Origin of the sequence: Bartonella sp. AS69XJJH (assembly GCF_042195585.1) — a bacterium.
Classification (GTDB): domain Bacteria; phylum Pseudomonadota; class Alphaproteobacteria; order Rhizobiales; family Rhizobiaceae; genus Bartonella.
Window position 1 is genome coordinate 16357 of record NZ_JBHIOO010000002.1, and the last position, 26936, is coordinate 43292.

The 26936-nt window shown below is 38.0% G+C and carries 23 protein-coding genes; 4 read left to right on the forward strand and 19 right to left on the reverse strand.

Annotation, left to right across the window (positions count from 1 at the left end):
- From trkA to ACFIK6_RS01380, 3 genes are read right to left on the reverse strand one after another with little or no spacing between them, the layout of a single operon-like run.
- Positions 1-1377, reverse strand: a complete 1377-nt coding sequence (gene trkA, locus ACFIK6_RS01370) for a Trk system potassium transporter TrkA (RefSeq protein WP_273791154.1) — start codon at positions 1375-1377, stop codon at positions 1-3.
- A gap of 4 nt (positions 1378-1381) precedes the next feature.
- Positions 1382-2740: a sigma-54-dependent transcriptional regulator gene (locus ACFIK6_RS01375; RefSeq protein WP_375641454.1), complete on the reverse strand. Its 1359-nt coding sequence runs from the start codon at positions 2738-2740 to the stop codon at positions 1382-1384.
- A 1-nt stretch (position 2741) separates the two neighbouring features.
- Complete coding sequence (locus ACFIK6_RS01380; RefSeq protein ID WP_375641455.1) at positions 2742-5027, reverse strand: ATP-binding protein; 2286 nt, start codon at positions 5025-5027, stop codon at positions 2742-2744.
- Positions 5028-5200: 173 nt separating this feature from the next.
- Between ACFIK6_RS01380 and rirA the strand changes: the two genes are divergently transcribed.
- The 3 genes from rirA to ACFIK6_RS01395 are packed head-to-tail and all read left to right on the forward strand — an operon-like array spanning position 5201 to position 7344.
- Positions 5201-5644, forward strand: coding sequence for an iron-responsive transcriptional regulator RirA (rirA, locus tag ACFIK6_RS01385; protein ID WP_375641456.1), 444 nt, complete (start codon positions 5201-5203; stop codon positions 5642-5644).
- A 24-nt stretch (positions 5645-5668) separates the two neighbouring features.
- The gene (locus ACFIK6_RS01390) at positions 5669-6859 is read left to right on the forward strand and encodes a bifunctional 2-C-methyl-D-erythritol 4-phosphate cytidylyltransferase/2-C-methyl-D-erythritol 2,4-cyclodiphosphate synthase (RefSeq protein ID WP_375641554.1); all 1191 of its coding nucleotides are present in this window, start codon (positions 5669-5671) and stop codon (positions 6857-6859) included.
- Positions 6856-7344, forward strand: a complete 489-nt coding sequence (locus tag ACFIK6_RS01395; RefSeq protein WP_375677284.1) for a CinA family protein — start codon at positions 6856-6858, stop codon at positions 7342-7344. Before ACFIK6_RS01390 ends, ACFIK6_RS01395 begins: the two co-directional genes overlap by 4 nt.
- 597 nt (positions 7345-7941) lie before the next feature.
- Here the strand turns inward: ACFIK6_RS01395 and ACFIK6_RS01400 are convergent.
- The 15 genes from ACFIK6_RS01400 to tpiA form a co-directional block, all read right to left on the reverse strand.
- On the reverse strand, positions 7942-8403 hold the full coding sequence (locus ACFIK6_RS01400; protein ID WP_273723361.1) for a type II toxin-antitoxin system RatA family toxin: 462 nt from the start codon (positions 8401-8403) through the stop codon (positions 7942-7944).
- 2 nt (positions 8404-8405) lie between these two features.
- Positions 8406-9368, reverse strand: coding sequence for a lipoyl synthase (gene lipA, locus ACFIK6_RS01405; RefSeq protein WP_375641458.1), 963 nt, complete (start codon positions 9366-9368; stop codon positions 8406-8408).
- Between the two features lie 67 nt (positions 9369-9435).
- The gene (lpdA, locus tag ACFIK6_RS01410) at positions 9436-10896 is read right to left on the reverse strand and encodes a dihydrolipoyl dehydrogenase (RefSeq protein WP_375641459.1); all 1461 of its coding nucleotides are present in this window, start codon (positions 10894-10896) and stop codon (positions 9436-9438) included.
- A 221-nt stretch (positions 10897-11117) separates the two neighbouring features.
- Positions 11118-12461: a pyruvate dehydrogenase complex dihydrolipoamide acetyltransferase gene (locus ACFIK6_RS01415; RefSeq protein ID WP_375641460.1), complete on the reverse strand. Its 1344-nt coding sequence runs from the start codon at positions 12459-12461 to the stop codon at positions 11118-11120.
- Positions 12462-12475: 14 nt separating this feature from the next.
- Entirely contained in the window at positions 12476-13840 is a 1365-nt protein-coding gene (locus tag ACFIK6_RS01420) for a pyruvate dehydrogenase complex E1 component subunit beta (RefSeq protein WP_375641461.1), read from the reverse strand.
- Positions 13841-13856: 16 nt separating this feature from the next.
- Positions 13857-14897 (reverse strand): pyruvate dehydrogenase (acetyl-transferring) E1 component subunit alpha, encoded by a 1041-nt coding sequence (pdhA, locus tag ACFIK6_RS01425; protein WP_375641462.1) that lies wholly within the window; start codon positions 14895-14897, stop codon positions 13857-13859.
- 135 nt (positions 14898-15032) lie between these two features.
- Positions 15033-15344, reverse strand: a complete 312-nt coding sequence (locus tag ACFIK6_RS01430) for a septum formation initiator family protein (protein ID WP_375641463.1) — start codon at positions 15342-15344, stop codon at positions 15033-15035.
- Between the two features lie 184 nt (positions 15345-15528).
- A complete protein-coding gene (locus ACFIK6_RS01435) occupies positions 15529-15981 on the reverse strand; it encodes a TM2 domain-containing protein (RefSeq protein ID WP_375641464.1) in 453 nt (150 codons plus the stop codon).
- Between the two features lie 383 nt (positions 15982-16364).
- Positions 16365-16796 (reverse strand): TM2 domain-containing protein, encoded by a 432-nt coding sequence (locus ACFIK6_RS01440; protein WP_375641465.1) that lies wholly within the window; start codon positions 16794-16796, stop codon positions 16365-16367.
- Between the two features lie 400 nt (positions 16797-17196).
- Positions 17197-17604, reverse strand: coding sequence for a TM2 domain-containing protein (locus ACFIK6_RS01445; RefSeq protein ID WP_375641466.1), 408 nt, complete (start codon positions 17602-17604; stop codon positions 17197-17199).
- 113 nt (positions 17605-17717) lie between these two features.
- Entirely contained in the window at positions 17718-18986 is a 1269-nt protein-coding gene (gene eno / locus ACFIK6_RS01450; RefSeq protein ID WP_375641467.1) for a phosphopyruvate hydratase, read from the reverse strand.
- Between the two features lie 71 nt (positions 18987-19057).
- Entirely contained in the window at positions 19058-19894 is an 837-nt protein-coding gene (gene kdsA / locus ACFIK6_RS01455; RefSeq protein WP_375641468.1) for a 3-deoxy-8-phosphooctulonate synthase, read from the reverse strand.
- A 36-nt stretch (positions 19895-19930) separates the two neighbouring features.
- Positions 19931-21559, reverse strand: a complete 1629-nt coding sequence (locus ACFIK6_RS01460; protein ID WP_375641469.1) for a CTP synthase — start codon at positions 21557-21559, stop codon at positions 19931-19933.
- Positions 21560-21686: 127 nt separating this feature from the next.
- Entirely contained in the window at positions 21687-22154 is a 468-nt protein-coding gene (gene secG, locus ACFIK6_RS01465) for a preprotein translocase subunit SecG (RefSeq protein ID WP_375641470.1), read from the reverse strand.
- An 82-nt stretch (positions 22155-22236) separates the two neighbouring features.
- Complete coding sequence (gene tpiA / locus ACFIK6_RS01470) at positions 22237-23001, reverse strand: triose-phosphate isomerase (protein WP_375677285.1); 765 nt, start codon at positions 22999-23001, stop codon at positions 22237-22239.
- A gap of 154 nt (positions 23002-23155) precedes the next feature.
- On the opposite strand from tpiA, the gene ACFIK6_RS01475 reads away from it, so the two are divergent.
- Entirely contained in the window at positions 23156-25045 is a 1890-nt protein-coding gene (locus tag ACFIK6_RS01475) for a peptidyl-prolyl cis-trans isomerase (RefSeq protein ID WP_375677286.1), read from the forward strand.
- A gap of 911 nt (positions 25046-25956) precedes the next feature.
- Here ACFIK6_RS01475 and ACFIK6_RS01480 read toward each other — a convergent pair.
- Entirely contained in the window at positions 25957-26817 is an 861-nt protein-coding gene (locus ACFIK6_RS01480; RefSeq protein ID WP_375641473.1) for a phytoene/squalene synthase family protein, read from the reverse strand.
- Positions 26818-26936: the final 119 nt, after the last annotated feature.

Below are 26936 nucleotides of genomic sequence, written 5' to 3' on the forward strand. Positions count from 1 at the left end.
TCAAAAATATTCTAAACTTACGCGAAAGAGTTGTTCAACATCACGCACCCTATCAGCAAGAGCGAAAATCACTATTCTATCACCAGACAAAATACGCGTATCTGCCGAAAGCTGTATTATTGTCTTATTACGATAAATTGCGCCAATTCTCAAACCATCTGATAAATTGAGCTCTGATAATGACTTACCAACCAATGAAGATGTTTGCATCACTTCAGCTTCAATAATTTCTGCTCGGCCATTAAAAACTGAATGAACAGAACGTATACGCCCACGGCGCATTTGTTGCAAAATTCTCGATATTGTAACACTATGGGGATTAAGATATGCATCAACACCAACAGCACGACTAAATTCTTGGTAAGCAACATTATTAATCAATACCATATTGGCTTTGCAGCCCAATCTTTTAGCAATAATAGCGCTTAAGAGATTAACCTGATCTTGATTGGTCAATGTAATCATTAAATCGGACTGATCAATTCCCGCATCTTGAAGAATCACTGGATCTAACACGTTACCGTATAAAACTGTTGTTTTTTCAAGCTGATCAGCAATTGTGAGAGCTCTTTCTCTATGCGACTCTATAATCTTCAATTTTAATTTATGGAAACGCTTTTCAATAGCCTGTGCAACATAAAGACCAATGTGACCACCCCCTGCAATAATCATGCGGTGGGCATCTTGTTCTTTATGACCAAAAAGCCCAACAGCACGACGCATCTGTTCACGAGAAACAACAAGATAGGTTATATCACCAACGCGTAATTGCGTTTCTGAATGCGCAACCAATAATTCCGCGCCACGTTTAATAGCAGTAACCGTCGTATGAAGATCTGGAAAAAGCTCTGTTAATTGACGCAAAGGTGTATTAATAACTGGACAATCTTCCATGCATTCCAAGGCTAGCGCAACAATATCATCATTACAAAAATAAAGAACATCTATTGCACCAGGCAAAGCAATACGGCGCAAAACCATTTCACCAACTTCAACTTCTGGCGAAATAACCACATCAATGGGAATATTCTCTCTGGAAAAAAGCGTCTTATAACGTGGTTCTAAATAAGATTGTGAGCGAATACGAGCAATTTTTGTGGGCACATTAAATAATGAATGTGCTACTTGGCAAGCTACCATATTGACTTCATCAAACAAAGTGACAGCAATCAACATATCAGCTTTGTCTGCATCTGCAGCCAAAAGAACTTCAGGACGTGAACCGTGACCAACAAAACCTCTCACATCCAATGTATCGCGAATCTTTTCAATTAATCTTGTTTCAATATCAATAACAGTAACATCGTGATTTTCAGCAGCAAGACGCTCTGCGATCCCATAACCAACCTGTCCTGCTCCACAAATAATAACACGCATCGCTTTAAGAAACTCCAAGCGCTTTAAGTTTACGGTGCAAAGCTGAACGCTCCATGCCTATAAATTCAGCAGTACGTGATATATTTCCACCCAAACGCCCAATCTGCGCCACTAAATATCTCTTTTCAAACAATTCTCGTGCTTCACGTAACGGCAAATCCATTATACTTTCATCTGAATCCATTTGAAGACGTGGCAAAGAATCACTTACTTCACTGGGAAGAAAGTCCGCTGTTATAGGACCATCACCATCCCGCACAAGAATAAGAAGACGCTCAATATTATTACGTAATTGCCGCACATTACCCGGCCAAGCTTGCGTTTGCAAAATAGCAATCACATCATCACTGATTGCACGCGGTTTAATCCCAACCTGCTGTGATATTGTTTTCACAAAATGATGTACAAGTTCTGGAATATCTTCACGACGCGCTGAAAGAGGAGGAACAGCAATAGGAACAACGGAAAGACGGTGGAAAAGATCCTCCCTAAAGCGCCCATCGGAAATGAGGTTTTCAAGATTTTGCGCTGTCGAAGAAATGATACGGACATCCACCTTAACACGTTTTGTGCCACCAACTCTCTCAAATGTTTGCCCCGTTAACACCCGAAGAATCTTACCTTGAGTCTCACGCGGCATATCAGCGATTTCATCCAGATATAATATACCACCATGAGCTTCCTCTAAGGCACCAATCTTGCGCTCCCTTCCTTCCATTTCGCTGCCAAACAGTTCTATTTCCATTCTTTCCGGAGTAATCGTTGCAGCATTTATTGTAACAAATGGCCCATTCGAACGCGTTGAGAGCGCATGAATAGTTCGTGCAACAGTCTCTTTTCCTGCCCCTGAAGGGCCTGTTATCATGACGCGACTATTGGTTGGTGCTACTTTTTCTATGATTTGACGCAAATTTTTTATAACTGTCGATTTCCCGAGCAACTCTAATGTCTCATTCGAACGCTTTCGCAATTCTAAAAGCTCACGTTTTAAATTTGAATTTTCAAGTGTTCTCTCTGCAACCAACACAAGTCTATCAGCTTTAAAAGGTTTTTCAATGAAATCATATGCCCCTCGCTTTATAGCGGAAACAGCCGTCTCAATATTACCATGACCAGAGATCATAACGACCGGAAGAGCCGGATATTGTGTTTTAATTTCATCAAGCAGTGCTAAACCATCGAGGCGACTACCCTGTAGCCAAATATCCAAAAAAATGAGCTTTGGAATACGTTCACTAATTTGAGCCAATGCTTCATCAGAGTTACAAGCAACACGCGTTTCATAACCTTCATCATCTAAAATACCAGCAACAAGCTCACGAATATCTGCTTCATCATCAACAATCAAGATATCTGATACCATACTATTCCCCTATCTTATGATTTATGGCTTGTATAATACTACCCTGCTTACCCCCATCTGAGGGAAATATCAAACGGATCATCGCACCACGACCTTCATAAAAACTCTCCGGTGCATCATGAAGCTCCATGAAACCACCGTGATCTTCTATAACTTTGCGCACAATGGCTAACCCCAGCCCTGTTCCTTTTTCCCGCGTTGTTATATAGGGCTCTAATAACTTTTGTCTTTGCTCTTTAGGAAGTCCTTTCCCGTTATCAACAACATCCACAACCACCCATTCTTCCTGACGATAAGAACGGACAAGAATATGACCGTGAATATTTTCCTCTCGCATAACTGAATCTATGGATTCGCTCGCGTTTTTGATAACATTGCAAAAAGCCTGTACAATGAGACGGTTATCAAATGCACCCATAAGTGGTAGACTTCCTAAATCTTGCTCAAAATGAATATCATGTCGCGTTACTTCTATCAAAAAACATGCTTCGCGCAACAATTCTCGTATATCCAAAATATGCATTTGTGGTTTGGGCATACGTGCAAAAGAGGAAAACTCATCAACCATACGCCCAATATCTCCAACCTGTCTAATAATTGTCTCAATACACCGATCAAAAACCTCTCTATCTTGTGTAATAACTTTGTTATAACGTTTACGAATACGTTCAGCAGATAACTGAATGGGTGTGAGAGGATTTTTGATTTCGTGTGCAATACGCCGCGCAATATCCGCCCACGCCGCTGTACGTTGCGCTGCAACAAGGTCTGTAATATCATCAATTGTTAGAACCCAAGATTGCCCCTGTCCATCATCCTCCTCCATCGTAACTTGGACATTACAGACACGCTCTTTTCCTGCAACGTTTAAAGTGACCTGCTCACGATGATTTTTACGATCCAATGAACGCACAAACTGAAAAACCTGCCAAATTTCAGCGCTTAAAGATAAAAGACTTTGGCCAACAACGTGCTCAGAGCGAATATCAAACATCGCTTCAATAGATCGATTGATAATTGTGATATCACCATTATCATCTATACCTGCGACTCCCGCTGTTACACCCGATAACACAGCTTCAGAAAAACGCCGTCTCTCATCAATTTGATCACGCACTGCAATCAACTCATTGCGCCGACTTTTCAATTCACTGACCATGTAATTAAAAGTTTTGGATAATTGCCCAATATCTCCATCTTTTGCTCGTACTGGCACGAAAATTTCCATATTTCCAGTAGCAACATCATCAGCAGCACTAATGAGAAGACGAATAGGACGTACTAAGCGATCAGCGACAGCAATAGCAGCCCAAATGGCTGATAAGAATAAACTAAAAAAAAGACACAAATAAAGCATACCAAATGCAATTTGCGTCAGCAGGCGATTTTCATTTAAATCGCGATAACGATCTGTATTGACTTCTGTCAAACGCAAAGCAGATAAAACACCTTTATCAACGTCACGCACCAAATATAAAAATGTGTTTGGAATGTTGGTAAATTTTAAAATAATACCAAAATAATCATGAACGCCTGGTTGAAAAGAAAAAGGTCTCGCACTGGTTGCTCGTTCAATAAGATGAGAAGGAGGAATTGGCAGTTTATCTTCATCACCAAGAGCACTCGATACAAAAATAGCTCCGCTAGAACTTAACAAAAATGCACCACGCAAATTGCGTCCTATAGCATGACGCGTCAACTGCATCCTATATTCAGCTAGATTACGCTCTAAGAGTTTTTTGTTATCAAGTGCAAATGCCATCGCGTAGGATAAATTTTTTAAATTTTGAAGCATTTCATCTGCATAAGCATTTGCTAAATCAATAGAAGAGCCCACAATTTGTCGCGTTGTTGTATCAAACCATCGATCAAGTCCCAAATTTAGTGCTGGACCCGATACAAGAGCTACAGCAACAGCTGGCATTGTCGCAACAAGTGCAAACAATGAAATGAGGCGCACATGAAGACGCGATCCTGCACGCCTTGAACGCCAAGCACGAATGATCGGAATCATCTCATAAAAAACGATGACAATAAGCCCTAAAACCCAAAAACTATTAATCCCTATAAGAATAAGGGTTACTGTTCTACTGGGAACAACAGGGGTTAATCCAATAAGAATAATAAACGAAACAGAGGCCGTAAGTAAAGCCAATACAATAATTGTAATCCCTAAAAAAATATATACCTTACTTAAACGATACAACTCATCGTTATAAGTATTTTTATCGTTATACGTATTTTTATCTATGTCTTGAAGATTCGTCACAGATGTTATATTCGTCATGAGCTTACATACCCTTATCCCATTATTCTCATATAACCTTTTGTAGCAAAAATTGACAATACTAATACTACATTTAAAATAGGGCAAATATAGTCAATGAGAAAGAACTTCTCCATTTTGCAAAATATCTTTAAAATAAACTGTGTTCGACGATACTTTACGAAGGAAATGAGATGCGATTAACAAAACAAACAAATTATGCTCTTCGAATGCTCATGTATTGTGCAGATAATCAGGGAACTCTCAGTCGTGTTCCAGAAATTGCTAAAGCATATGCCGTTTCAGAACTTTTTTTATTTAAAATCCTTCAGCCGCTTGTTCAAGCCGGTTTTATACAAACAGTGCGTGGACGCAATGGTGGTGTTAAATTGGCTAAACCCGCAGCAGAGATTTCAGTCGCTGATGTTGTAAAAGTAACAGAAGACAACTTTTCCCTCGCAGAATGTTTCGATACTGCAGAACCGACTTGCCCATTAATCGATTTTTGTAGTTTAAATACCGCACTTCAAAAAGCATTAAATGCTTTTTTTGAGGTGTTATCCGTGATATCCCTTGCTGATCTAAAACAACCATCCTTTCAAAATCATTTCAAAATTAATGATAAAAAAGCAAACTAAGCTTATAACATAAGGAGATTAAGTATTTCTATCGCAGCAATAATATTAGCCGCTGGACGCGGTGAAAGAGCAGGATCTCCTCATAAAATTCCAAAACAGTACCGGTTTCTAGGACAAAAGCCGATTATTTATCATACAGTGAATTGTTTTTTGCAACATCCAGCTATCACAACAATTATCCTCGTTATTCATCCAAAAGATCGTCAAATCTGTGAACAAGCACTTGGTGATTTTAAAGAGCGCCTTATTATCGTTGAAGGAGGCAATACACGTCAAATCTCTACCTTACATGGACTTCAAGCACTCAAAAAAATAAATCCCCAATATGTGCATATTCATGATGGTGCACGCCCCTTTATCGAAAACAAGCTTCTTGATAACATTCACAACACGATCACGCCTCAAGAAGGTGTTCTTCCTGTTTTGCCCATCTCTGATACCCTTAAACGTGTAAATAATCAGCATGTTTTAGAAACAATTCCCCGTGCCTATCTTTATAGTGCACAAACTCCACAGTGTTTTCCCTTTGAACGTATCTTAGCGGCCCATAAACAAGCAAAACAAGCTTGCAAACAAGAATTCACTGATGATTCTGCGATTGCCGAATGGTTTGGAATTCCTATGCGTACCGTCCCTGGAAATCCTAACAACATAAAAATTACATGGCATGAAGATTTTAATACTGCACATTTATATCTCCAAAAGAAAATGCAGATGTTTCCTGATATCCGCACTGGCAATGGTTATGATGTTCACTCTTTCGAGGATGGTGATTTTCTTATTTTATGTGGCATAAAAATCCCTTTTTATAAAAAATTAAACGGACACTCTGATGCGGATGTTGCTCTTCATGCATTAACAGATGCCCTGCTCGCTACACGAGGTGCTGGAGATATCGGTACACATTTTCCTCCCTCTGATCCTCAATGGAAAAATGTATCATCAGAAATTTTTCTCCGTCATGCTCTTGATATTCTAAAAAAAGCAGGTGGTCGTATCGCCAATGTTGATATCACAATTATCGCTGAAAATCCTAAAATTGGTCCCTATCGTCATGCCATGACAGAAAATCTTATGACAATACTTGCAATAACACCTGATCGAATCTCTATCAAAGCAACAACAAATGAAAGGCTTGGATTTATTGGTCGTGGTGAGGGAATTGCTGCTTTTGCAACAGCAAGCGTTCTTTATTCAGGAGAAATTCCCCAATGACATATCTTTGTGAAAAACAAGCACATGAAGTCCTTAATACCTTTCGCCAAAAAGGTTTACTATTAACAACTGTAGAGTCTTGTACAGGAGGGCTCATTGCTGCAAGCCTCACAAATATTGCAGGATCGTCAGATGTTCTCGATTGTGGATTTGTTGTTTATTCAAATGAATCCAAAACACGCCTTGTTGGCGTTTGTGCTGAACTTATAAGAACCTATGGTGCCGTTTCAAAAGAAGTTTCTCTTGCAATGGCTGAGGGTGGATTAAAACATTCACAAGCTGACATTGCAGTTTCTGTAACAGGAATTGCTGGTCCAGGAGGTGCAAGTCTTGATAAACCTATAGGACTTGTACATTGCGCAGTTGCTTACAAAAATCACTCCCCCCTGCACAAAGAAATGCACTTTGGTCATCTTAATCGCAATGCTATTCGCCATGCAACTGTTGAAAGTGTTTTTAAAATGATTCTGGAATTGCTTCACTGAATTCCCCATACTAATTTCAAAATTCTCTATTCCACATTGAGTCTATAATCATTCACATCTTGAAAAAATAATTTATTGTATCATAACTTGAAATTGAAAGATCTGAATACCGTAAAGTTATCTCACTTCAATCCTGTTTAGGTTTAATTAATCAAATTTATTCACTTGCACGCCACAAGAGAAAAAACTGTATAAATAAAATAATTAAAGAAGGAACACTTGTACCTCTCTCAAGTGCTAAGAGCTGACGCAATATTTTGAGAGATGATCAATAAATAGTGCAAGCTGACTTCTTCATAAGTGTAAAGATGTGGATTTTATATACTTTTACGAGAATCTATACTATTTATTATGAACACTATTATGAAATGGGTATGACGCAAGCATGTTCTATTTGGGCGTTTTGTTTAACGGATGTGCCTCCATTAAAAAGAGAGAAACAAAAGCGTGAAGCTGTGCATCATCTTCATCATTTAAAATGATATTCCTTCAATATGCTTTTGAAAGCTGAATTAAAAACAAATAGTAAAAATGGAAACCAGTTTTCACCTTCACGCTGTTATAAGCATACATATTGTCAAAAAATAATAGAGTAGACTATGTTTCCGTAGAGCCATAAATCTGATGCGCGCGCTTCTCAAAAGCCTCGGTAAATTTACGAAATGCAATATCAAACATTGAGCCCATCACTAATCCAAGCGTTTTACTTTTAAATTCATAATCAATAAAAAACTCTACATTACATGCATTGGTATTTTCAATATCATGAAAGGCCCAACGATTTTCAAGATATTTGAATGGACCATCAATATATTTGACTTCTATAAGATTTTTTTCCGGCTGTAAAAATACTTGAGTTGTAAAAGTCTCACGGATAATCTTATAGCCAACGGTCATATCCGCAAGAAGCAATATTTTTTTTCCATATTCTTTTCGAGAACGTAATGTTAAAGACTCACACATTGGTAAAAATTCAGGATAACGCTCAATATCTGAAACCAGATCAAACATTTCACTGGCACTATGGGTGATCTGCCGATGTATTGTAAAAATCGGCATAATTATCTCTGTAAGGAAAATTTTTCTTCACGCGCTTTTTGCAAAATGGCAAAATCATCTCCAGCATGATGAGATGAACGCGTCAGAGGATTGGAGGCCATATGTAAAAATCCTTTTACTTTACCAATCTTGGCAAAAGACTCAAATTCTTCAGGAGGCACAAAACGAACAACTGGATGATGTTTTCGGGTAGGCTGCAAATATTGTCCAATTGTCATAAAGTCAACATCAGCAGAGCGCAAATCATCCATCAATTGCAAAATTTCATTTCGCTCCTCCCCAAGGCCAACCATAATTCCCGATTTTGTAAAAATTGTTGGATCAAGTTCTTTAACGCGTTGTAATAAACGAATTGAATGAAAATAACGTGCCCCTGGACGAACCTTCAAATATTTAGAAGGAACTGTTTCTAAGTTATGATTAAAAACATCAGGCTTAGCAGCAACAACAACCTCTAAGGCGCCATCCTTATGACGAAAATCAGGTGTCAGAACTTCAATTGTTGTTTTAGGAGTTTTTTGACGAATCGCATAAATAACTTTTGCAAAATGCTCAGCACCACCATCAGCAAGATCATCACGATCAACAGATGTAATGACAACATGTTTTAATTCCATCCGTGCAACAGCATCGGCTACACGTTCTGGCTCATTATCATCAACGGCAAGTGGAATACCTGTTGCAACGTTACAAAAAGCACAAGCACGCGTACATATTTCACCTAAAATCATAAAGCTAGCATGCCGCTGGCTCCAACATTCGCCAATATTAGGGCAACCAGCTTCTTCACATACAGTCACTAACTTATGCGTACGTACAATACCATGTGTTTCCTTATAAATTGGTGATGTTGGCGCTTTTACACGAATCCAATCTGGCTTTTTTTGAACGCTTGTATCAGGACGATGTGCCTTTTCAGGATGACGCAAACGTCTATTTGTAACTCTATCAACAACCGTAACCATTTAAGCCTTTGCCTTATAAATACGAAGTAACAATCAAAAATATAAAATTTTTCATACAATCCAGTCATCAAGCGTTTAAAACTTGACCATAAGCATCCAATACACTTTCTTTCATCATTTCCGATAAAGTCGGATGTGGAAAGACAGTATGCATTAATTCTTCTTCTGTTGTTTCAAGATTCATGGCAATAACAAAACCCTGTATCAATTCTGTTACCTCAGCCCCTACCATATGGGCCCCAAGAAGCTGTCCTGTTTTTTTATCAAAAATTGTTTTTACCAACCCCTGATCTTCACCCAAAGCAATCGCCTTGCCATTCGCAGCAAAAGAATAACGACCAATACGTATATCATAACCTGCTTCTTTTGCTGTAGCTTCTGAAAGCCCTACAGAGGCAACCTGTGGTGTACAATATGTACACCCTGGAATTTTTCTTTTATCAAGCGGATGAGCATTCTTCAAACCTGCAAGATGCTCAATACATATCACACCTTCTTCTTCTGCTTTATGTGCCAACATAGGAGGACCTGCTACATCACCAATAGCATAAATGCCTTCCACCCCCGTCCAACTCCATTCATCAGTTACAATGCAGCCGCGATCGGTTTTTATTCCCAAAGCTTCTAAACCAAGATTCTCAATATTACCTTGCACCCCAACAGCGGAAATCAACCGGTCAACGGTCATTGACTCTATTTTACCTTGAACATCAATATGTACAGTCACAGAATCAGAAGATTTTTCAACCTTTGTTACTTTTGCTTGACGAAGAATGCGTAAACCTTTTTTCTCTAACTGTTTACAAGCAAACGTTGAAATTTCAATATCTTCAGCAGGCATGATGTGAGGCATCATTTCAACAACAGTTACTGTCGCCCCCATATCACGATAAAAAGAGGCAAATTCAATGCCAATAGCCCCAGATCCTATAACCAAAAGCGATTTTGGCATTGCTGGCGGTACCATAGCTTCAAAATAAGTCCAAATGAGTTTTCCATCTGGCTCAATACCAGGAAGGACACGAGGACGTGCGCCCGTTGCAATAATGATATGCTTTGCTTGATAAGTTCCCTCTCCTAGCGTCCCTTTAGGGACTGGATTTTGCGGTTGCATAATCGGTTTGGAGGATGAAGAAACCATAATTTCCGCTGGATGGCTTTCTTTTGCTTCTTTCGTAAGCTTTGCTTCACCCCAGATAATATCAATTTTGTTTTTTTTCATTAAAAAATCAACACCAGCATTTAAACGTGCTGAAACACCGCGTGAACGTGCCACAACATCTTCGATGTTTGCCTCAATTGAACCATTAATTTTTAGTCCATAATTTTTTGCATGTTCAGCAAAATGTTTTATTTCCGCTGAACGCAGAAGAGCCTTTGTTGGAATACATCCCCAATTTAAACAGATCCCTCCCAAATGTTCACGTTCAACAATCGCAGTCTTAAAGCCACATTGTGCTGCACGAATTGCGGTTACATATCCGCCTGGACCTGATCCAATCACAATTACATCATAAAGATTTGCCACAGTAATTCCTCCATGGATATATATAAAATGGATATGCATTTTTTGAACTTAAAACAGCAAAACAACGTAACAGAATTATCTTCTGTCTTTTGCTTTAAGCTTCACATAAATGCTTTACCCAAACCAGAAATAGCAATAACATTGCTGTTCAAATTCTTTAAATTTGTTTTTATTCCCTTAACACACTCTCTCACAATTTACGTGAAGAACTGTTAAACAGTTCAAACCAACATTGCTAATGGATTTTCAATCATCTTCTTAAAAGTCCGCGCAAGCTCTGCTGCTAAAGCACCATCGACAGCTCGATGATCAGCAGAAATTGTGACCGACATCACCGTCGCAATCCCTAATGCATCATTTTTAACAACGGCGCGTTGCTCCCCTGCACCAATTGCAAAAATCGTCGCATGCGGTGGATTAAGGATAGCGGAAAAACTTTTTATACCATACATCCCCATATTTGATACAGCTGTTGTTCCACCCTGATATTCTTCCATTTTTAACTTTCCTTCACGCGCACGCTTTGCAAAATCCTTCATCTCTTTAGAAATAAGTGATAACGGCTTTTCCTCTGCATGGCGAATAATTGGCGTAATTAATCCATTAGGAATAGAAACAGCAACCCCAACATCACAATGTTTATGATAAATCATCCCACCTTCAAGCCAAGAGACATTCGCATCAGGAACCGCTTTCAAAGAAAGTGCAACAGCTTTGATCACCATATCATTAACAGAAAGCTTATAAGTAGGCTGTGTTTCTTCCTGTCTTTTAACCATTGGTGCAGCAGCATTCAGTTGTGTACGCAGTGCTAATAGCGCATCAAGTTCACAATCTACCGTTACATAGAAATGTGGAACTTTCTGTTTTGATTCCACCAAACGTGTCGCGATTGTTTTACGCATATTATTATGGGGAGCGAAGCGATATTCATCCTCTTTGAAGAGTTTCAATATCTGTTTGTCCGAAGCACCTGTAGCTATTAGCTCCCCTATCTGTGATGAATAAGGCACTTTAGAAATATCACTGCTCGCAGCTTTTTCTACATCACGCTTGATAATACGCCCATGCGGACCACTTCCAGAAATAAGGGATAAATCAAGACCTGCCTGAGATGCTAATCGCCGCGCTAAAGGAGAGGCAAAAAGACGCCCTTCCTTTTTATCTTGCTGTATTAATTGCTGAGCTGATAACTCATGCGACATTTTTGTACTCTTTGAGTCGGTCTGTTTCAGAGAATCTGTCTGTTTTATGCCCTCTGGTTCTTGGCTTGTAGAAGAAGAGATTTCTTCTGCAACTTTTGCAGCCTCAGCTAAATCTTCACCTTCTTCTGCTAAAACAACAATTAAAGTATTTACTTTAACGCCTTGTGTTCCAGCAGGAACAACAATTTTGGCAACCCTACCTTCATCAACGGCTTCGACTTCCATTGTCGCTTTATCCGTCTCAATCTCAGCAATAACATCACCAGAGGAAACCTTATCTCCCTCTTTAATATTCCATTTTGTTAAATTTCCCTCTTCCATCGTAGGGGAAAGCGCTGGCATTGTAATTTTAATGGGCATTATGCTTTCCTCCGTTATGCTCTGTACGTCACAGCCTTAACGGCCTCAATAATTTCAGCAGTATTAGGCAAAGCCAACTTCTCAAGATTAGCGGCATAAGGCATCGGAACATCTTTGCCAGAAATCGTAGCAATTGGCGCATCAAGATAGTCAAAAGCCTGCTGCATAACACGCGTTGCTATTTCAGTTCCCACGGATGACTGAGGAAATCCCTCTTCAATTGTTACCAAACGACCTGTTTTTTTAACTGAAGAAAGAATTGTTGGAAGATCCATCGGACGAATGGTTCGTAAATCAATCAATTCAACATCAATACCAAGTTGTTCAATTTCCGGCAACGCTTGAACGGCATAATGCATTCCAATTCCGCACGCGACAATCGTCACATCTTGTCCAGACTTATGGATACGCGCCTTACCAATAGGCAAAACAAAATCATCTAGTTGAGGAACTTCAAATTGATGCCCATATAAAATCTCATTTTCAAGAAAAATAACAGGATTATCATCACGAATAGCAGCTTTCAGCAAACCTTTTGCATCTGCAGCACTATAAGGCATGACAACTTTCAAACCTGGCACATGACTATACCATGCAGCATAGCATTGAGAATGTTGAGCACCAACACGGGCAGCCGCACCATTGGGACCCCGAAAAACCATAGGAGCTGTCATTTGTCCACCAGACATATAACGTGTTTTCGCTGCTGAGTTAATAATTTGATCCATCGCCTGCATCGCAAAATTAAATGTCATAAACTCGACAATAGGACGTAACCCTCCAAAAGCAGCCCCAACAGCCAGCCCAGCAAAGCCGTGTTCTGTAATTGGGGTATCAATAACTCGGCGCTCTCCAAATTCTTCCAACAAACCTTGACTAACCTTATAGGCACCTTGATATTGTGCAACCTCTTCCCCCATGAGAAAAACTTTTTCATCACGCCGCATTTCTTCAGCCAAAGCCTGATTAAGCGCTTCACGAACTGTCATTGTAATCATTTGTGTTCCCGATGGAATATCAAAATCAGGAGACGTATCAAAAGTAGGAGCCTGCGGAACTGATGATGCCAGAGAAAGAGCAGATTCCTTAGGTTTTTGTGCTGTATCAGTAGGTTGGGAAATATCCTCAGCACGCTCACCTTCTTCTAACAAAATCGCAATAACAGTATTAACCTTTACGCCTTCAGAACCTTCAGGCACAAAAATTTTACCAAGAGTACCTTCATCAACGGCCTCTACTTCCATTGTAGCCTTATCTGTTTCAATTTCAGCAATAACATCGCCAGAACTAACCTTATCACCTTCTCTCTTGAGCCATTTAGACAGTTTACCTTCTTCCATAGTTGGTGAAAGCGCCGGCATCAAAATATCAATAGACATACTTGCTTCCCTCGCATCAAACTAAAATATCAGTATAGAGCTCAGAAGCATCTGGCTCTTGATCACTTTGTGCAAAATCTGCCGCATCAGCAACAATTGCACGAACCTCTTTCTCAATAGACTTTAAATCATCTTCATTCGCCCAATTTTTCTTAAGAATCCGACTTTTTACTTGATCAATCGGATCGTGTTCCTCTTTTATTTTTTGGACTTCTTCCTTTGAACGATATTTTGCTGGATCAGACATGGAATGACCACGATAGCGATAGGTCTGCATATCAAGAATGATCGGTCCTTTACCTGATCGTGCCCAAGAAATTGCCTCATCAGCAGCTCCTTTTACTGATCGAACATCCATACCGTCAACAACAATACCTGGAATTTCAAAAGAAAGACCACGGCGAGAAAAATCAGTTTCTGCAGATGCACGTGAAACGGACGTTCCCATAGCATACTGATTGTTTTCAATAATATAAACAACGGGAAGCTTCCAAAGTGAAGCCATATTAAAACTTTCGTAAACCTGCCCCTGATTTGCAGCACCATCACCAAAATAAACCAATGTCACATTATCTTTACCAAGGTACTGATTCGAAAATGCCAAACCTGAACCAATGGAAACCTGCGCACCAACAATACCATGTCCTCCATAAAAGTTCTTTTCTTTAGAGAACATATGCATCGAGCCACCTTTCCCTTTGGAAAAGCCACCTTGACGTCCCGTTAATTCTGCCATGACACCACGCGGACTCATCCCAACGGCTAACATATGACCATGATCACGGTAAGACGTAATAACCTGATCACCTTCTTTGGCTGCTTTCAATGTTCCTATAACAACGGCTTCCTGACCAATATAAAGGTGACAAAATCCCCCAATAAGCCCCATACCATAAAGTTGTCCTGCTTTTTCTTCAAAACGGCGAATTAAAAGCATTTCACGATAAGCATCAATTTCTTCTTCTTTTGTAAAGTCTGCTATTGGTGCTTTCTTTGTGGTGCTTGATAATGCAGTGCGCGCCACCGACGCAGAATTTTTTTTAAGTCGTTCTGCCATATTAAACTCCCTTTTATGATTATTTAGGAATAACCTTTACGAACAAAAGTTACAAGCCTTATCAATCGGCTTAAACAATATCATTGCTGATTGTTGTTTAAATTAAGCGATTTTTCATTTACCTTTGGTATCATTTCAAGGTATTAAGATTGTCAGTTCATTTGGCTTAGAAAAGTTCAAATTCTTTCGGACATACTCATCCAACATATCTTTTTCTATATGCCCGTTGCGTAAAAGAGAAATACGCTTTTCCATGAATATCCGCTCAGCTTCTATTTTATGAAGCTCCTGTTCTAATTCGCTAATATGCTGATTAACTTCACTGCGTGAATACAATCCATACTCACCATGATAAATGTGATAACTGAAATAGCTTAAGACTCCCACCGTCATAAGAGGTAGTACAAAGCGTACTTTGATTGATCGACGTTTCTGCTTTGTCCACATAAAATAGCACAGTCTTTACAGCACAAATTTTTTAATATTCTGCCCAACTATGCACGATTTTGATTAACACCTCATTACCAAATCTACACATGCAAACAATTTGTTACCACCAAAGTCCCCCCCTTAAATACAATTAAAGTAAGCTGAATGCCCCACTTTTTATATTATAAATATTGGATATCCTCTAAGTTGTGATTTTACACCCATCTTTGTCCTTAAAATTTCCTGTTAAAATGACTATAAAATCAATCAATACCCAAGGTGTAATTATCAAAAAAATTCCTATAAGCCCTACCGGCATAAATATTACACTTATTATAAATATTACACTTATTATATTTATAATAAGCATTGCAATGCCCGTTCCAACTTTACCAACCATAAAACGATGAAGTCCTAGTCCACCTAGAAAAAAACAAACGACCGCTAACGTCACTTTTGATTGCTGTGACTGACCTTCAGTCAAGATAGGGAAAATAGATTTAATGGTATCCCCTTCACACACAAAATCAACGACGTCACCAACTTTCGGCGGCGTTTTTCCTGACCAATCCCAATTCGCAAACTGATAGCGCTTACCATCAGCCCCTGAAATGAAATAATCTCCTTGATCATGACCAATAATCTTACCTTTCATCTTCACCACCTATAAAATTGTTATTCATAAAGAAGCTTTTCTTCTAATATGATAATATGTTGAATAAACCTCACTGCATGAATACAATCTGTCTTCACCGTGATATATGACAATTTAAAAAGCTAAAAATCCCCCAACAACTTAAAATTCCCGCAATTATAAGTGGTAATATAAAGCACGCTGTTCGATTTGCACTTTTTCTTTTCTCATATGAAATAGTACAGTCTTTTTCAATAGTTTTATTTAAATATTCATAATTTTCTTTAATATTTCACATTTAAAGACATAGACTAAAATAATTTACATTATTAAATTAATATATTTACAACATTAAAAGTAAAGAAAATTCTTAGCTCTTTACATTTTATATTATTCTAAAATTTCTACCAATTTATAATTTTATCCCCATTTTCATCCCTAAAATATCCGGATAAAATAACTATAAAATCAATGAATGACCAAGGCCCTGTTACTAAAAGTATCCCTACCCCAAAAGTAAATGGTATACTTAGTAGGCTTATAAGAAGCATTGCAATGCCTGTTCCGACTTTACCAGCCATAAAGCGATGAATTCCCAACCATCCAAAAAACCAACAAACAAGTGCTATCGCCAATCTTGATTTTTCTGACTGAGTTTTACTCAAAAGAGGGAGAACAGATTTAACAACATTATCTTCATATACAAAATCAACGGTATCCCCTACCTTTGGTGGTTTTTTTCCTAACCAATCCCAACTCGCAAATTGATAGCGCTTACCATCAGCCCCAGAAACAAAATAATCTCCTTGATCCTGACCAATAATCCTACCTTTCATCCTTGCCCACCTATAAAGCTGCTCCTTATGTGTTATTCATAAAGAGATTATTTCTAATTTGATGATATATCGATTAACCTCACAGCGTAAATAAAATTTGTAGCAGCCATGATAAACGTGAAATTAAAATAGTTCTGATCCCCCCCAATAATCTAATGTTTCTGCTGCTATAAGCAGCAATACAAAAAACACCTTAGTGGATTTACGTCGTTGTTTTACCCACATAAAACAGCACAGTCTTTTCCAATGCTTTTATTCAACTATACATATATTCAACTGTGCATATTTCTCTTAATATCTCGCATTAAAGAAATAGAGTACAATAACCTTGCATTATGCAACTCAATATATTGATCGAAATAAAAAGTAAACTTAATTATTTTCTTTTTATTGTAAATTTTTACAAATCTGTAATTTGATTCCCATCTTTATCGGTAAATCTTCCACCAACAATGACTATAAAATCAACAATTGCCCAAATACCGGTAATTATCAATCCAAACAATGATAAAGATAGAACCAGCATTAAAGCACCAGTCCGAACTTTACCAACCATAAAGCGATGGACACCAAAGATACCTGCACACCAACAAAGGAGTGCGAACATTATCTTTGAATTCTCTGTACCTGGTCTCAACAATGGAAAAACAGAACTGACAACACCCCCTTCACAGACAAAATCAACAGCATTACCAATCCTTGGTGGATTCTTTCCCAACCAATCCCAAGTCGCAAACTGATAACGTTTACCATCATCACCCGAAACAAGATAAGTCCCTTGATCTTGACTAATAATTACGCCTCTCATATTAATCCCTATAAATTTGAACACTTAAAAATTATTGCGTATATGCCTTTAATAAAAATCTCAATTTTATAATCTAAATGATCTTATACTTTCATATTTTGTGCTCACAACAATCAACGATATACATCACCAGCATAACGTGCTTGGGATCCTAGCATTTCTTCAATACGAATAAGTTGATTGTATTTTGCTAATCTATCCGAACGAGCAAGAGAACCTGTTTTAATTTGTCCACAATTTGTTGCAACAGCAAGATCTGCAATGAAAGAATCCTCTGTTTCGCCTGAACGATGAGATATAATGGCACGATAACCTGCTTTATGTGCTACTTCTACAGCATCAAGTGTTTCACTCAATGTACCAATTTGATTAACTTTTATGAGAATAGAATTGGCTACCCCCATTTTGATACCATCACGCAAACGCGCTGAATTCGTTACAAACAAATCATCACCAACAAGCTGACATTTTTCTCCAATTGTGTCAGTGAGAAGCTTCCAACCTTCCCAATCATCCTCTGCCATTCCATCTTCAATTGTAATAATAGGATAATTTTTCACAAGCTGCGCTAAATAATCTACCTGCTCTTGGATGTCACGGCATTTCCCCTCACCTTTATAAAAATACGAACCATTTTTATAAAATTCGGTTGAAGCACAGTCTAAACCAATGGCAATTTGTTCACTTGGTTTGTAGCCACATGTTATGATAGATTCCATAATAAAATCAATGGCTTGATCAGCACTTTTAAATTGAGGAGCAAAACCACCTTCATCACCAACATTGGTATTATAACCTGCATCTTTTAAACGCTTTTTCAATGCATGGAAAATCTCAGCGCCATAACGGATGGCTTCTCTTACAGTAGGGGCTCCTATAGGAATAATCATAAACTCTTGAAAATCAATCAAATTATCAGCATGAACGCCACCATTAATAATATTCATCATAGGAGTTGGAAGAATATGCGCTTGTGTACCACCAATATAACGATACAACGGTAAATTTAATGAATCCGCAGCTGCTTTTGCAACAGCTAATGAAACACCAAGAATCGCATTAGCTCCAAGACGGGCTTTGTTTGGCGTTCCATCCAAAGAAATCATTGCTTGATCAATAGCAATTTGATTTGTTGCATCCCGCCCACCAAGTTCTTCAAGAATTTCCCCATTAACTGCAGCAACCGCTTTTTCAACACCTTTCCCTTGATAGCGCAAACCACCATCACGAAGCTCTATAGCCTCGTGTGCTCCTGTTGAAGCTCCCGAAGGAACCAGAGCGCGACCAAAAGCTCCATTCTCCAAATGAACATCAACTTCTACCGTTGGATTACCACGGCTATCAAGAACTTCACGCCCAATGATATCGACAATTATAGTCATATGTGCTTCCTTATCCAATAAAAGTCTCGATTCATTTCTAATGTCCTATTAATGAAATGTTTTTTCTCTTCTCAATTTAACTTCTTTGACAGATAATCAAACTCCATTAGTGTCTCAAGCAATCTTTGTAAATTATCAAGTTTAACCATATTGGGTCCATCAGAAGGTGCATTATCTGGATCTTGATGTGTTTCTAAAAAAATACCAGCTACCCCAACAGAAACAGCCGCACGCGCTAAAACTTCAACAAATTGACGCTGTCCACCAGATGAAGCACCCTGCCCCCCAGGTTCTTGAACAGAATGCGTTGCATCAAAAATAACAGGAGCACCAAATGAACGTAAAATAGGCAACGAACGCATATCAGAAATAAGCCGGTTATAGCCAAATGACGTGCCTCGCTCACAAAGCATAACATTCGGATTACCACTGTAAACAACCTTTTTTAAAACATTTTCCATGTCCCAAGGCGCTAAAAACTGACCTTTTTTAATGTTAATAACACATTCTGTTTTGGCGGCTGCTACCAAAAGATCTGTTTGACGACATAAAAAAGCCGGTATTTGTAAAATATCAACCGTAGAAGAAACAATTGTACATTGCTCTTCTGTATGCACATCAGTTAGTACAGGGCATTTAAACTCCTTTTTTAAATCAGAGAAAACAGCCATTGCTTTTTCAAGACCAATACCACGTGCCGCACCCAAAGAAGTTCGGTTAGCTTTATCGTAACTCGATTTATAAACAAACCCGATACCAAGCTGATCGGTAATTGTTTTAATACGACCAGCCATTTCAAAAGCATGATCGCGACTTTCCATCTGACACGGCCCTGCGATTAATGAAAGAGGCATTTCATTTGAAAAAATAATATTCCCAACTTTCACACGGGCATTTGGTTTAGTCATTTTATCCCTCAAAAGCAAAGTAACCCAATTTATGCATTAAACTAATCGACTTTGTTCTACAGCGGCTTCAATAAAAGAAGAAAAAAGCGGGTGAGGATCAAAAGGACGAGATTTTAATTCTGGATGATATTGAACACCAATAAACCATGGATGATCTGCATATTCTATCGTTTCTGGTAAAATACCATCAGGAGACATCCCAGAAAAAATCAAACCACACTGTTCTAACTTATCCTTATAATCAATATTGACCTCATAACGATGACGATGTCGTTCAACAATCTTGGTCATTCCATAAATTTGAGCAATATGACTCTCTTCTTTTAATTCAGCAGCAAAAGCACCAAGACGCATTGATCCGCCGAGATCACCATTTCTTGTACGTTTTTCAAGAACGTCTCCTTTAAGCCATTCTGTCATTAAACCTACAATTGGATTTTCTGTTTCGCAAAACTCGCTTGATGAAGCATTCTTAATCTGTGCAATATTGCGCGCAGCCTCTATACAAGCTAATTGCATCCCAAAACAAATCCCTAAAAATGGAACTTTACGCTCTCGTGCAAATTGAATTGCTCGAATCTTTCCTTCTGCCCCTCGTGCCCCAAAAGCACCTGGAACCAAAATTCCATGGGCTTTTTGTAAAGCTGAAACAGAATCTTCTTTTTCAAAAAGTTCCGAATCAATCCACTCAATATTAACTTTCACTTTATTCGCTAAACCACCATGCGCAATCGCTTCAATAAGAGATTTATAAGCATCCTTTAAGCCCGTATATTTTCCCACAACAGCAATCGTAACTTCTCCTTCAGGATGGTGGATACGATGCGTAATATCTTCCCACCGATCCATCTGAGGGGCAGGTGCCGAATCGATTCCAAAAGCGCAAAGAACTTCAGAGTCCAAACCCTCCTTATGATATGCCATAGGAACATCATAAATTGTTGGCATATCTAATGCCTGAATGACTGCATTGGAGCGAACATTGCAAAAAAGTGATAATTTGCACCGTTCTGTTTCTGGAATAGATCGATCTGCACGTACAAGCAAAATATCAGGAGAAATACCAATTGCTTGCAATTCTTTGACAGAATGTTGTGTTGGTTTCGTTTTTAATTCACCTGCCGAAGGAATATAAGGCATTAATGTGAGATGGACATAAACGACATTTTTTCTCGGTAGCTCATTGCGAAGCTGACGAATCGCTTCTAGAAAAGGCATTGCTTCAATATCACCAACCGTTCCACCTATCTCACACAAAACAAAATCAAATTCCTCATTTCCCATCGTAATGAATCTCTTAATTTCATCCGTAACATGAGGAATAACTTGGACTGTTGCCCCCAAATAATCACCACGCCGCTCTCTTTCAATGATATTGCGATAAATACGCCCTGTTGTAATATTATCTTGGCTATTTGCAGAACGCCCAGTAAAACGCTCATAATGACCAAGATCAAGATCCGTTTCTGCACCATCATCAGTCACAAACACTTCACCATGTTGATAAGGTGACATCGTACCTGGATCAACATTTAAATAAGGATCAAGCTTGCGAAGACGTACGCGATAGCCACGAGCCTGTAATAACGCTGCTAACGCCGCCGCTGCGATGCCTTTTCCAAGGGAAGAAACCACACCACCAGTAATAAAAACATAACGTGCCATGGGCTTATGGTGATAAGCAATTTATAATGATTTTTCCAGCAAAAAATGCAAAAAGAAACAATTTTTCTTCTAAAATAAAAAAGGTGAAAAAATCACCTTTTTAAAAAGTCTATATTTTCTTAAAAAACTATTTTGTACTGTTATCCGGAACTGTATTTTCAAGAACCTGTGGAACTGGACTTTCTGCTTCAGGTTTTGTGGACTGTTTCTGTTCCTGCGGAGAATTCGAAGTGCCTCCTAGCTGTTCAAGAATAGAAGGGGAAGACTCACCATTTGATAATGGGCCATCTGATGATGGGACTGATTCTGAACCTTTATTGGTAGAATTCTTCTCTGAATTAACCGGTATACGCTTTAAAATATCAGAACTAGAATTTGATATATTACTCACCACAGTAAGTCCAATAGACACAACAAAAAAACAACAGGCTAAAATAGCAGTCAAACGTGTTAAAGGGTTTCGAGATCCACGCGTTTTCATCAACCCTGAGCTATTACTCACACCTAGCCCACCACCTTCTGAAGGTTGGATTAATATAACACCAACCAAAGTAATCACAATCAACAAATGAATAACTATAAGTACTGTTTGCATAAACCCTGCTCTTCAAATAACTTTTTAATAGCTATTTACACATAAATAGCACACAATCCAAGGGGAAACTCAAATTTCTCTGCTATAGTTTACGGCAAACAGCACAAATAGTTAAAAAATCAACCGCTTTTAAGCTTGCTCCACCTATCAAAACACCATTAACATGAGGAATGCTTAAAAGCTCAAATGCATTGGAGGGCTTTACAGATCCACCATAAAGCAAACGTATCTTATTGCCTTCATCACCAAAACGAGAGCGCACCTTATCACGCATGAAATGATGTATTTTTGCAATATCTTCTAGAGTTGCTGTATTGCCGGTTCCTATCGCCCAAATAGGTTCATAAGCGATAATGGTATTCTCTGCTGTTGCATCATCTGGTAAAGATTCTTCAAGCTGCTGCGTGAGAATATCCAGCACTTTGTTATTATTACGCTCCTCTAATGTTTCACCAATACACACAAGAGCCACAAGACCTGCTCGCCACGCAGCTTGCACTTTGGCGCAAACAATCGCATCGTTTTCCTGATATACTGTACGACGTTCTGAATGGCCAATAATGACATGACTTGCCCCTGCGTCTCTAAGCATAAAAGCTGAAATATCTCCAGTATAGGGACCGTGATCATCAAAATGACAATTTTGTCCTCCTAAAAGGATATTTTCACTATCCAGCATATCAGAAGCACGTGATAAAAGTGTTGCTGGGATACAAATAAGTGCCTCAAAAAGATGACTGAGATCAGAGTTAACGCCTGTAGCAATAGCACGCAACTCTCCAAGCGATTCACTCGTTCCATTCATTTTCCAATTTCCAGCAAGAAAAGGCCGAGTATTTGGAGACATATTTCTACCTCAAGAACTTTTATAATACTTTGTTTATCTGTACTACCAAATTATAAAACGAAAGCAAGTCTTTAAAAGCTTGCATCTTTCGTCTCTTTATTGCAAATTCCACTACAGCTTTGATAATAATTTATGTTAAAAATGGGATTGAACAATGCTTGACGTCATAAGAAATGCTACAAATTCTTGGATTTTCAGAATTTTCCTTGCTATTTTAGTCCTATGCTTCATTCTTCTATGGGGGATACCACACTTACACAAAAAAAGCGAAAGAGATCTTATTACGTCTGGAAAGTCCACAGTAACTGTTGATGATTATCGTCTTGCACTTGCCGATCAAAGCGCACGTTTAGCATATGCTGCTCATCTTGGACGAATGTTTACAGCAAATGAAATGCAGCAATACCGAATTCCTGCTTTTGTGTTTAATCAATTACAACAAAATATATTGCTTGATGAACAAGCACGTAAAATGAAAATAAGTCTTTCAAAAGATACAATAGCTCATACGATTGGTTCTGATAAGATGTTCCAAGTAAATGGCACTTTTGATAAAAATTTGTTTTACAACTATCTTCAGCAGTTACGTATTAGTGAAAGTGCTTTTCTTAATTACTACACCAAACAAGAAAAGCGTAACCAACTTATTTCAGCTTTACTTTCTGATATGAAAGCACCAAATCTCTTTTATAAAGCACTTGCTCTTTATCAAGGAGAAATGCGTGTTGCTGATTATCTCGTTATTGATCTAAAAGAAAAGGAATCAATTGCTGATCCTGATCACGAAACACTACAAAAATGGTTTAAAACACATCAAAGTCAATTTCGTGCTCCAGAATACCGCACTGTTTCTTTACTATCTATGGAACTTAGTGATTTTGTAAAACCTAAAAATATCTCAACAGATGAGGCGAAAGCCTATTATACACAAAATGCTTCACGTTTTGTAACGCCTGAAAAGCGTACATTCGAAGAACTGCGCTTCCCCTCACGCGAAGAAGCCGATAATGCAGCAAAAAAAATAGCTGATGGATTAAGTTTTGATGAACTGGTAAAAGCTGAAAAAAAGACTCTTAATGACATAAAAAAAGGACCTATCGCAGAAAATGAACTTCCTAATCATCTAGCATCTGAAATTTTTCAACTTCAGCAAGGCCAAGTCAGTCCTGTGATAAATGACTTACAGGGACCTGTTATCATTCGCGTCACGCATATTGAACCATCAAGCTCTCTTCCTTTTGAAAGTGTAGAAGAAAATATTCGTCAAACACTTGCCAAAAATCGTGCTACTGATGATATCCGTAACAATTATGTAGCCATTGAAAATGCTCGTTTTGAGGGTGCTTCTCTCAAAGAGCTAGCTGACAAATATAAGTTATCTTTGCGCACAATTACCATCGATAAAACGGGAAAAACGCTTGAAGGTGCAATACTCACAGATTTACCTCAAAAAGATATTTTACTGAATGCCATCTATCAATCAAACGAAGGAGTTGATCTTGATCCTCTCTCTTTTCAAAATGGTGGATATCTCTGGTATAAGGTCGATAAAATTATTCCTGCCCGCGATAAGACACTTGAAGAGGCTAAGCTAGATGTTCTTTCTCAATGGAAACGTGAGGAAATCCAACGCCTTCTTGATGAAAAAGCCCAAAATGCTCTCAAACAGCTCACGGAAGGAAAAAGTCTTGTTGCTCTTGCTCATACCCTTGGTGTTACAAAACAAACAACACCAGCCCTCCGGCGTCAAGACTCATCTGCCCCTCTTGGCGTTGACGGGATTAAAGCATTATTTACTGCTCCCAAAGGTCATTATGGTATCATAAAAGGTCCGGTTGCAACAAACCGTATCATTTATCAAATAAAGACTGTAACCATGCCTAAAGATATCACGTCTCATACTCTTTCAACTGAGGTCCGCGCCAATATAGATATGATGATAAGAGAAGATCTCAAGCTAGAAATGCTACAAGTTGCCAATAAAGAACATCCTTTGGAAATTAATAGCACAAATTATAATCAGATCTTTAACGCTCTCCAATAAAAAGATTGTGCATAATTTAAAAAACTTATTGATAAAGTTTCCATCAGCTCTTCGTCTTATAGTTGAAGAGGTAAGATAGATCTCTTGTCTGCCTATCTTAGGATCAGCATTTGTATAATGATTAATTCTCTCGCAAATCAGTACATGTATGGATTTGCGAGAAAATAGTCAATGGAATGTAGAGTCGTTTTTGCAATGCATTAAACAATATTATCCATCCAAAGGTTGTAAAGATTGTGGCCCATTAAGCTATAATGTCATCCCTATCGTCATTCATTTATAGCTCATCGTATTACTACTCTCAATATTCATTCATAAGGAGCGTATTGCCTCTTCCTTAAATGATTTCATTTACACAGCCAACTTATAATATACAAAAAACTATTTTTAAAATTCATTATCAAAATGAAAAAATCTTTTTCTATTCAAGACTCTTATTCAATATGAGAAAAAATGAATTATCATTATAAATTAATATATTCATAAATCATAACAGTCATAAATTATGATGTTATAATTTCTCAAAAATGAGAGTTTTTTATAGTCTCATAGACTGCCAAGATAACTTCTCTCATAAAATAGAAATTTTATTTCATTTGCAAATGAGATACAATCAATACATTCAGAATACTTAAAAGTTCTTCATCAAACAAACCAATGTATTGAGATTTATCTCATGTTTTTCTTTCTCTGCATCTCAACCATCTCATACACTGAATAAAATATATTACTGATAAAGAAATGCACCGTATTTTCAAGATCATAAAATTTCTTATTCTTTTGCGTTCACAACAACTAAAACGTCAACATTTTTTATAACAAAAAAATGGTTTTGAATCACAATAGTTCCTTTTATCTTCATATGAGAAAATCAGTCTATATGTTACGCATTCCAACGTGGTAATATTCTTTTACAGTATCTTTGGAAAATTGCCGCCTATTGCTGCCCTTGTTATTAACCAATAGCGATATATCAATGGTAAAGTTGCACTCTCTTGAAAAATTGCAGCCCCCAGCTGTATAGCTTTTTTAAGAGAAGCCGGCACAATGACCAATGGAAGAAAAGCTGGCTTAAGAACTCTAGGTAAAGCACAAGAATACTCGTAAAATTGGGTATAATGATCGCGCGATAATGCTACCATAGCTTCAACAATACGACCCTTTTGTTGATCACTGAGACGGTGAGATTCCAAATCCTCCCTATTCACTCCTACAGCCTTTAATATATCAGTAGGTAAATAATACTGATATCGTGATTGCATGAATGATAAAAGACGCAATATACCGCTTAATCCTTGAGAAATCCCTCCATGTTCATAGATATCTGTAAACTCTTGTGCAGTATCAGGATCTAATATCTGACAAGAAAGCTGTAAAATTATGCTTGCTGTCTCACCACAATAATGCTCGAGATCATGAAGTGTTTCTATTGGATTTTGATAAAGATCTAAAATTTGTGCATTACAATAACGTAAAAAAGCTGTCTTAGGTAAATTAAAAAGAGTTATTGCTTTCAATAAATCACTCAAAATCGGATTATTTCCACTCGTTTGCATGTTACCATGAGCAATAGAATCATACCACCAACGTAACCGTATTTCTCCTATGAGTGGATCATGTACACTTTCGCGAATACGAGAAACTTCAGCATTAAATACATAAAGAGCAGCCAATGCTTGGCGCTTTTTTGTAGGCGCAAATAAAACCGATATATAGCGATCACGATCCATGGTACGTAAAATATTAAGACAATAAGGAAGAGAGCCTATCATTCTATGAACCTATTAACGTCCCTTTTTAGCAATTAAATTAATATCCTCTTTTTATTCATATTAAGAAATGAGGGATAAGAAAATACAGTTCAGAAAATAAGATTTTTAAATGTATCTCT

Coding starts and splice junctions, on each gene's coding strand:
- ACFIK6_RS01460 (WP_375641469.1), bottom strand. CDS start 21,559: ATGGCACGTTATGTTTTTATTACTGGTGGTGTGGTTTCTTCCCTTGGA.
- ACFIK6_RS01415 (WP_375641460.1), bottom strand. CDS start 12,461: ATGCCCATTAAAATTACAATGCCAGCGCTTTCCCCTACGATGGAAGAG.
- ACFIK6_RS01395 (WP_375677284.1), top strand. CDS start 6,856: ATGACATATCTTTGTGAAAAACAAGCACATGAAGTCCTTAATACCTTT.
- trkA (WP_273791154.1), bottom strand. CDS start 1,377: ATGCGTGTTATTATTTGTGGAGCAGGACAGGTTGGTTATGGGATCGCA.
- ACFIK6_RS01480 (WP_375641473.1), bottom strand. CDS start 26,817: ATGATAGGCTCTCTTCCTTATTGTCTTAATATTTTACGTACCATGGAT.
- kdsA (WP_375641468.1), bottom strand. CDS start 19,894: ATGACTAAACCAAATGCCCGTGTGAAAGTTGGGAATATTATTTTTTCA.
- ACFIK6_RS01475 (WP_375677286.1), top strand. CDS start 23,156: ATGCTTGACGTCATAAGAAATGCTACAAATTCTTGGATTTTCAGAATT.
- secG (WP_375641470.1), bottom strand. CDS start 22,154: ATGCAAACAGTACTTATAGTTATTCATTTGTTGATTGTGATTACTTTG.
- eno (WP_375641467.1), bottom strand. CDS start 18,986: ATGACTATAATTGTCGATATCATTGGGCGTGAAGTTCTTGATAGCCGT.
- lipA (WP_375641458.1), bottom strand. CDS start 9,368: ATGGTTACGGTTGTTGATAGAGTTACAAATAGACGTTTGCGTCATCCT.
- tpiA (WP_375677285.1), bottom strand. CDS start 23,001: ATGTCTCCAAATACTCGGCCTTTTCTTGCTGGAAATTGGAAAATGAAT.
- rirA (WP_375641456.1), top strand. CDS start 5,201: ATGCGATTAACAAAACAAACAAATTATGCTCTTCGAATGCTCATGTAT.
- ACFIK6_RS01400 (WP_273723361.1), bottom strand. CDS start 8,403: ATGCCGATTTTTACAATACATCGGCAGATCACCCATAGTGCCAGTGAA.
- ACFIK6_RS01440 (WP_375641465.1), bottom strand. CDS start 16,796: ATGAAAGGTAGGATTATTGGTCAGGATCAAGGAGATTATTTTGTTTCT.
- ACFIK6_RS01435 (WP_375641464.1), bottom strand. CDS start 15,981: ATGAAAGGTAAGATTATTGGTCATGATCAAGGAGATTATTTCATTTCA.
- ACFIK6_RS01430 (WP_375641463.1), bottom strand. CDS start 15,344: ATGTGGACAAAGCAGAAACGTCGATCAATCAAAGTACGCTTTGTACTA.
- ACFIK6_RS01445 (WP_375641466.1), bottom strand. CDS start 17,604: ATGAGAGGCGTAATTATTAGTCAAGATCAAGGGACTTATCTTGTTTCG.
- ACFIK6_RS01375 (WP_375641454.1), bottom strand. CDS start 2,740: ATGGTATCAGATATCTTGATTGTTGATGATGAAGCAGATATTCGTGAG.
- ACFIK6_RS01420 (WP_375641461.1), bottom strand. CDS start 13,840: ATGTCTATTGATATTTTGATGCCGGCGCTTTCACCAACTATGGAAGAA.
- ACFIK6_RS01380 (WP_375641455.1), bottom strand. CDS start 5,027: ATGACGAATATAACATCTGTGACGAATCTTCAAGACATAGATAAAAAT.
- pdhA (WP_375641462.1), bottom strand. CDS start 14,897: ATGGCAGAACGACTTAAAAAAAATTCTGCGTCGGTGGCGCGCACTGCA.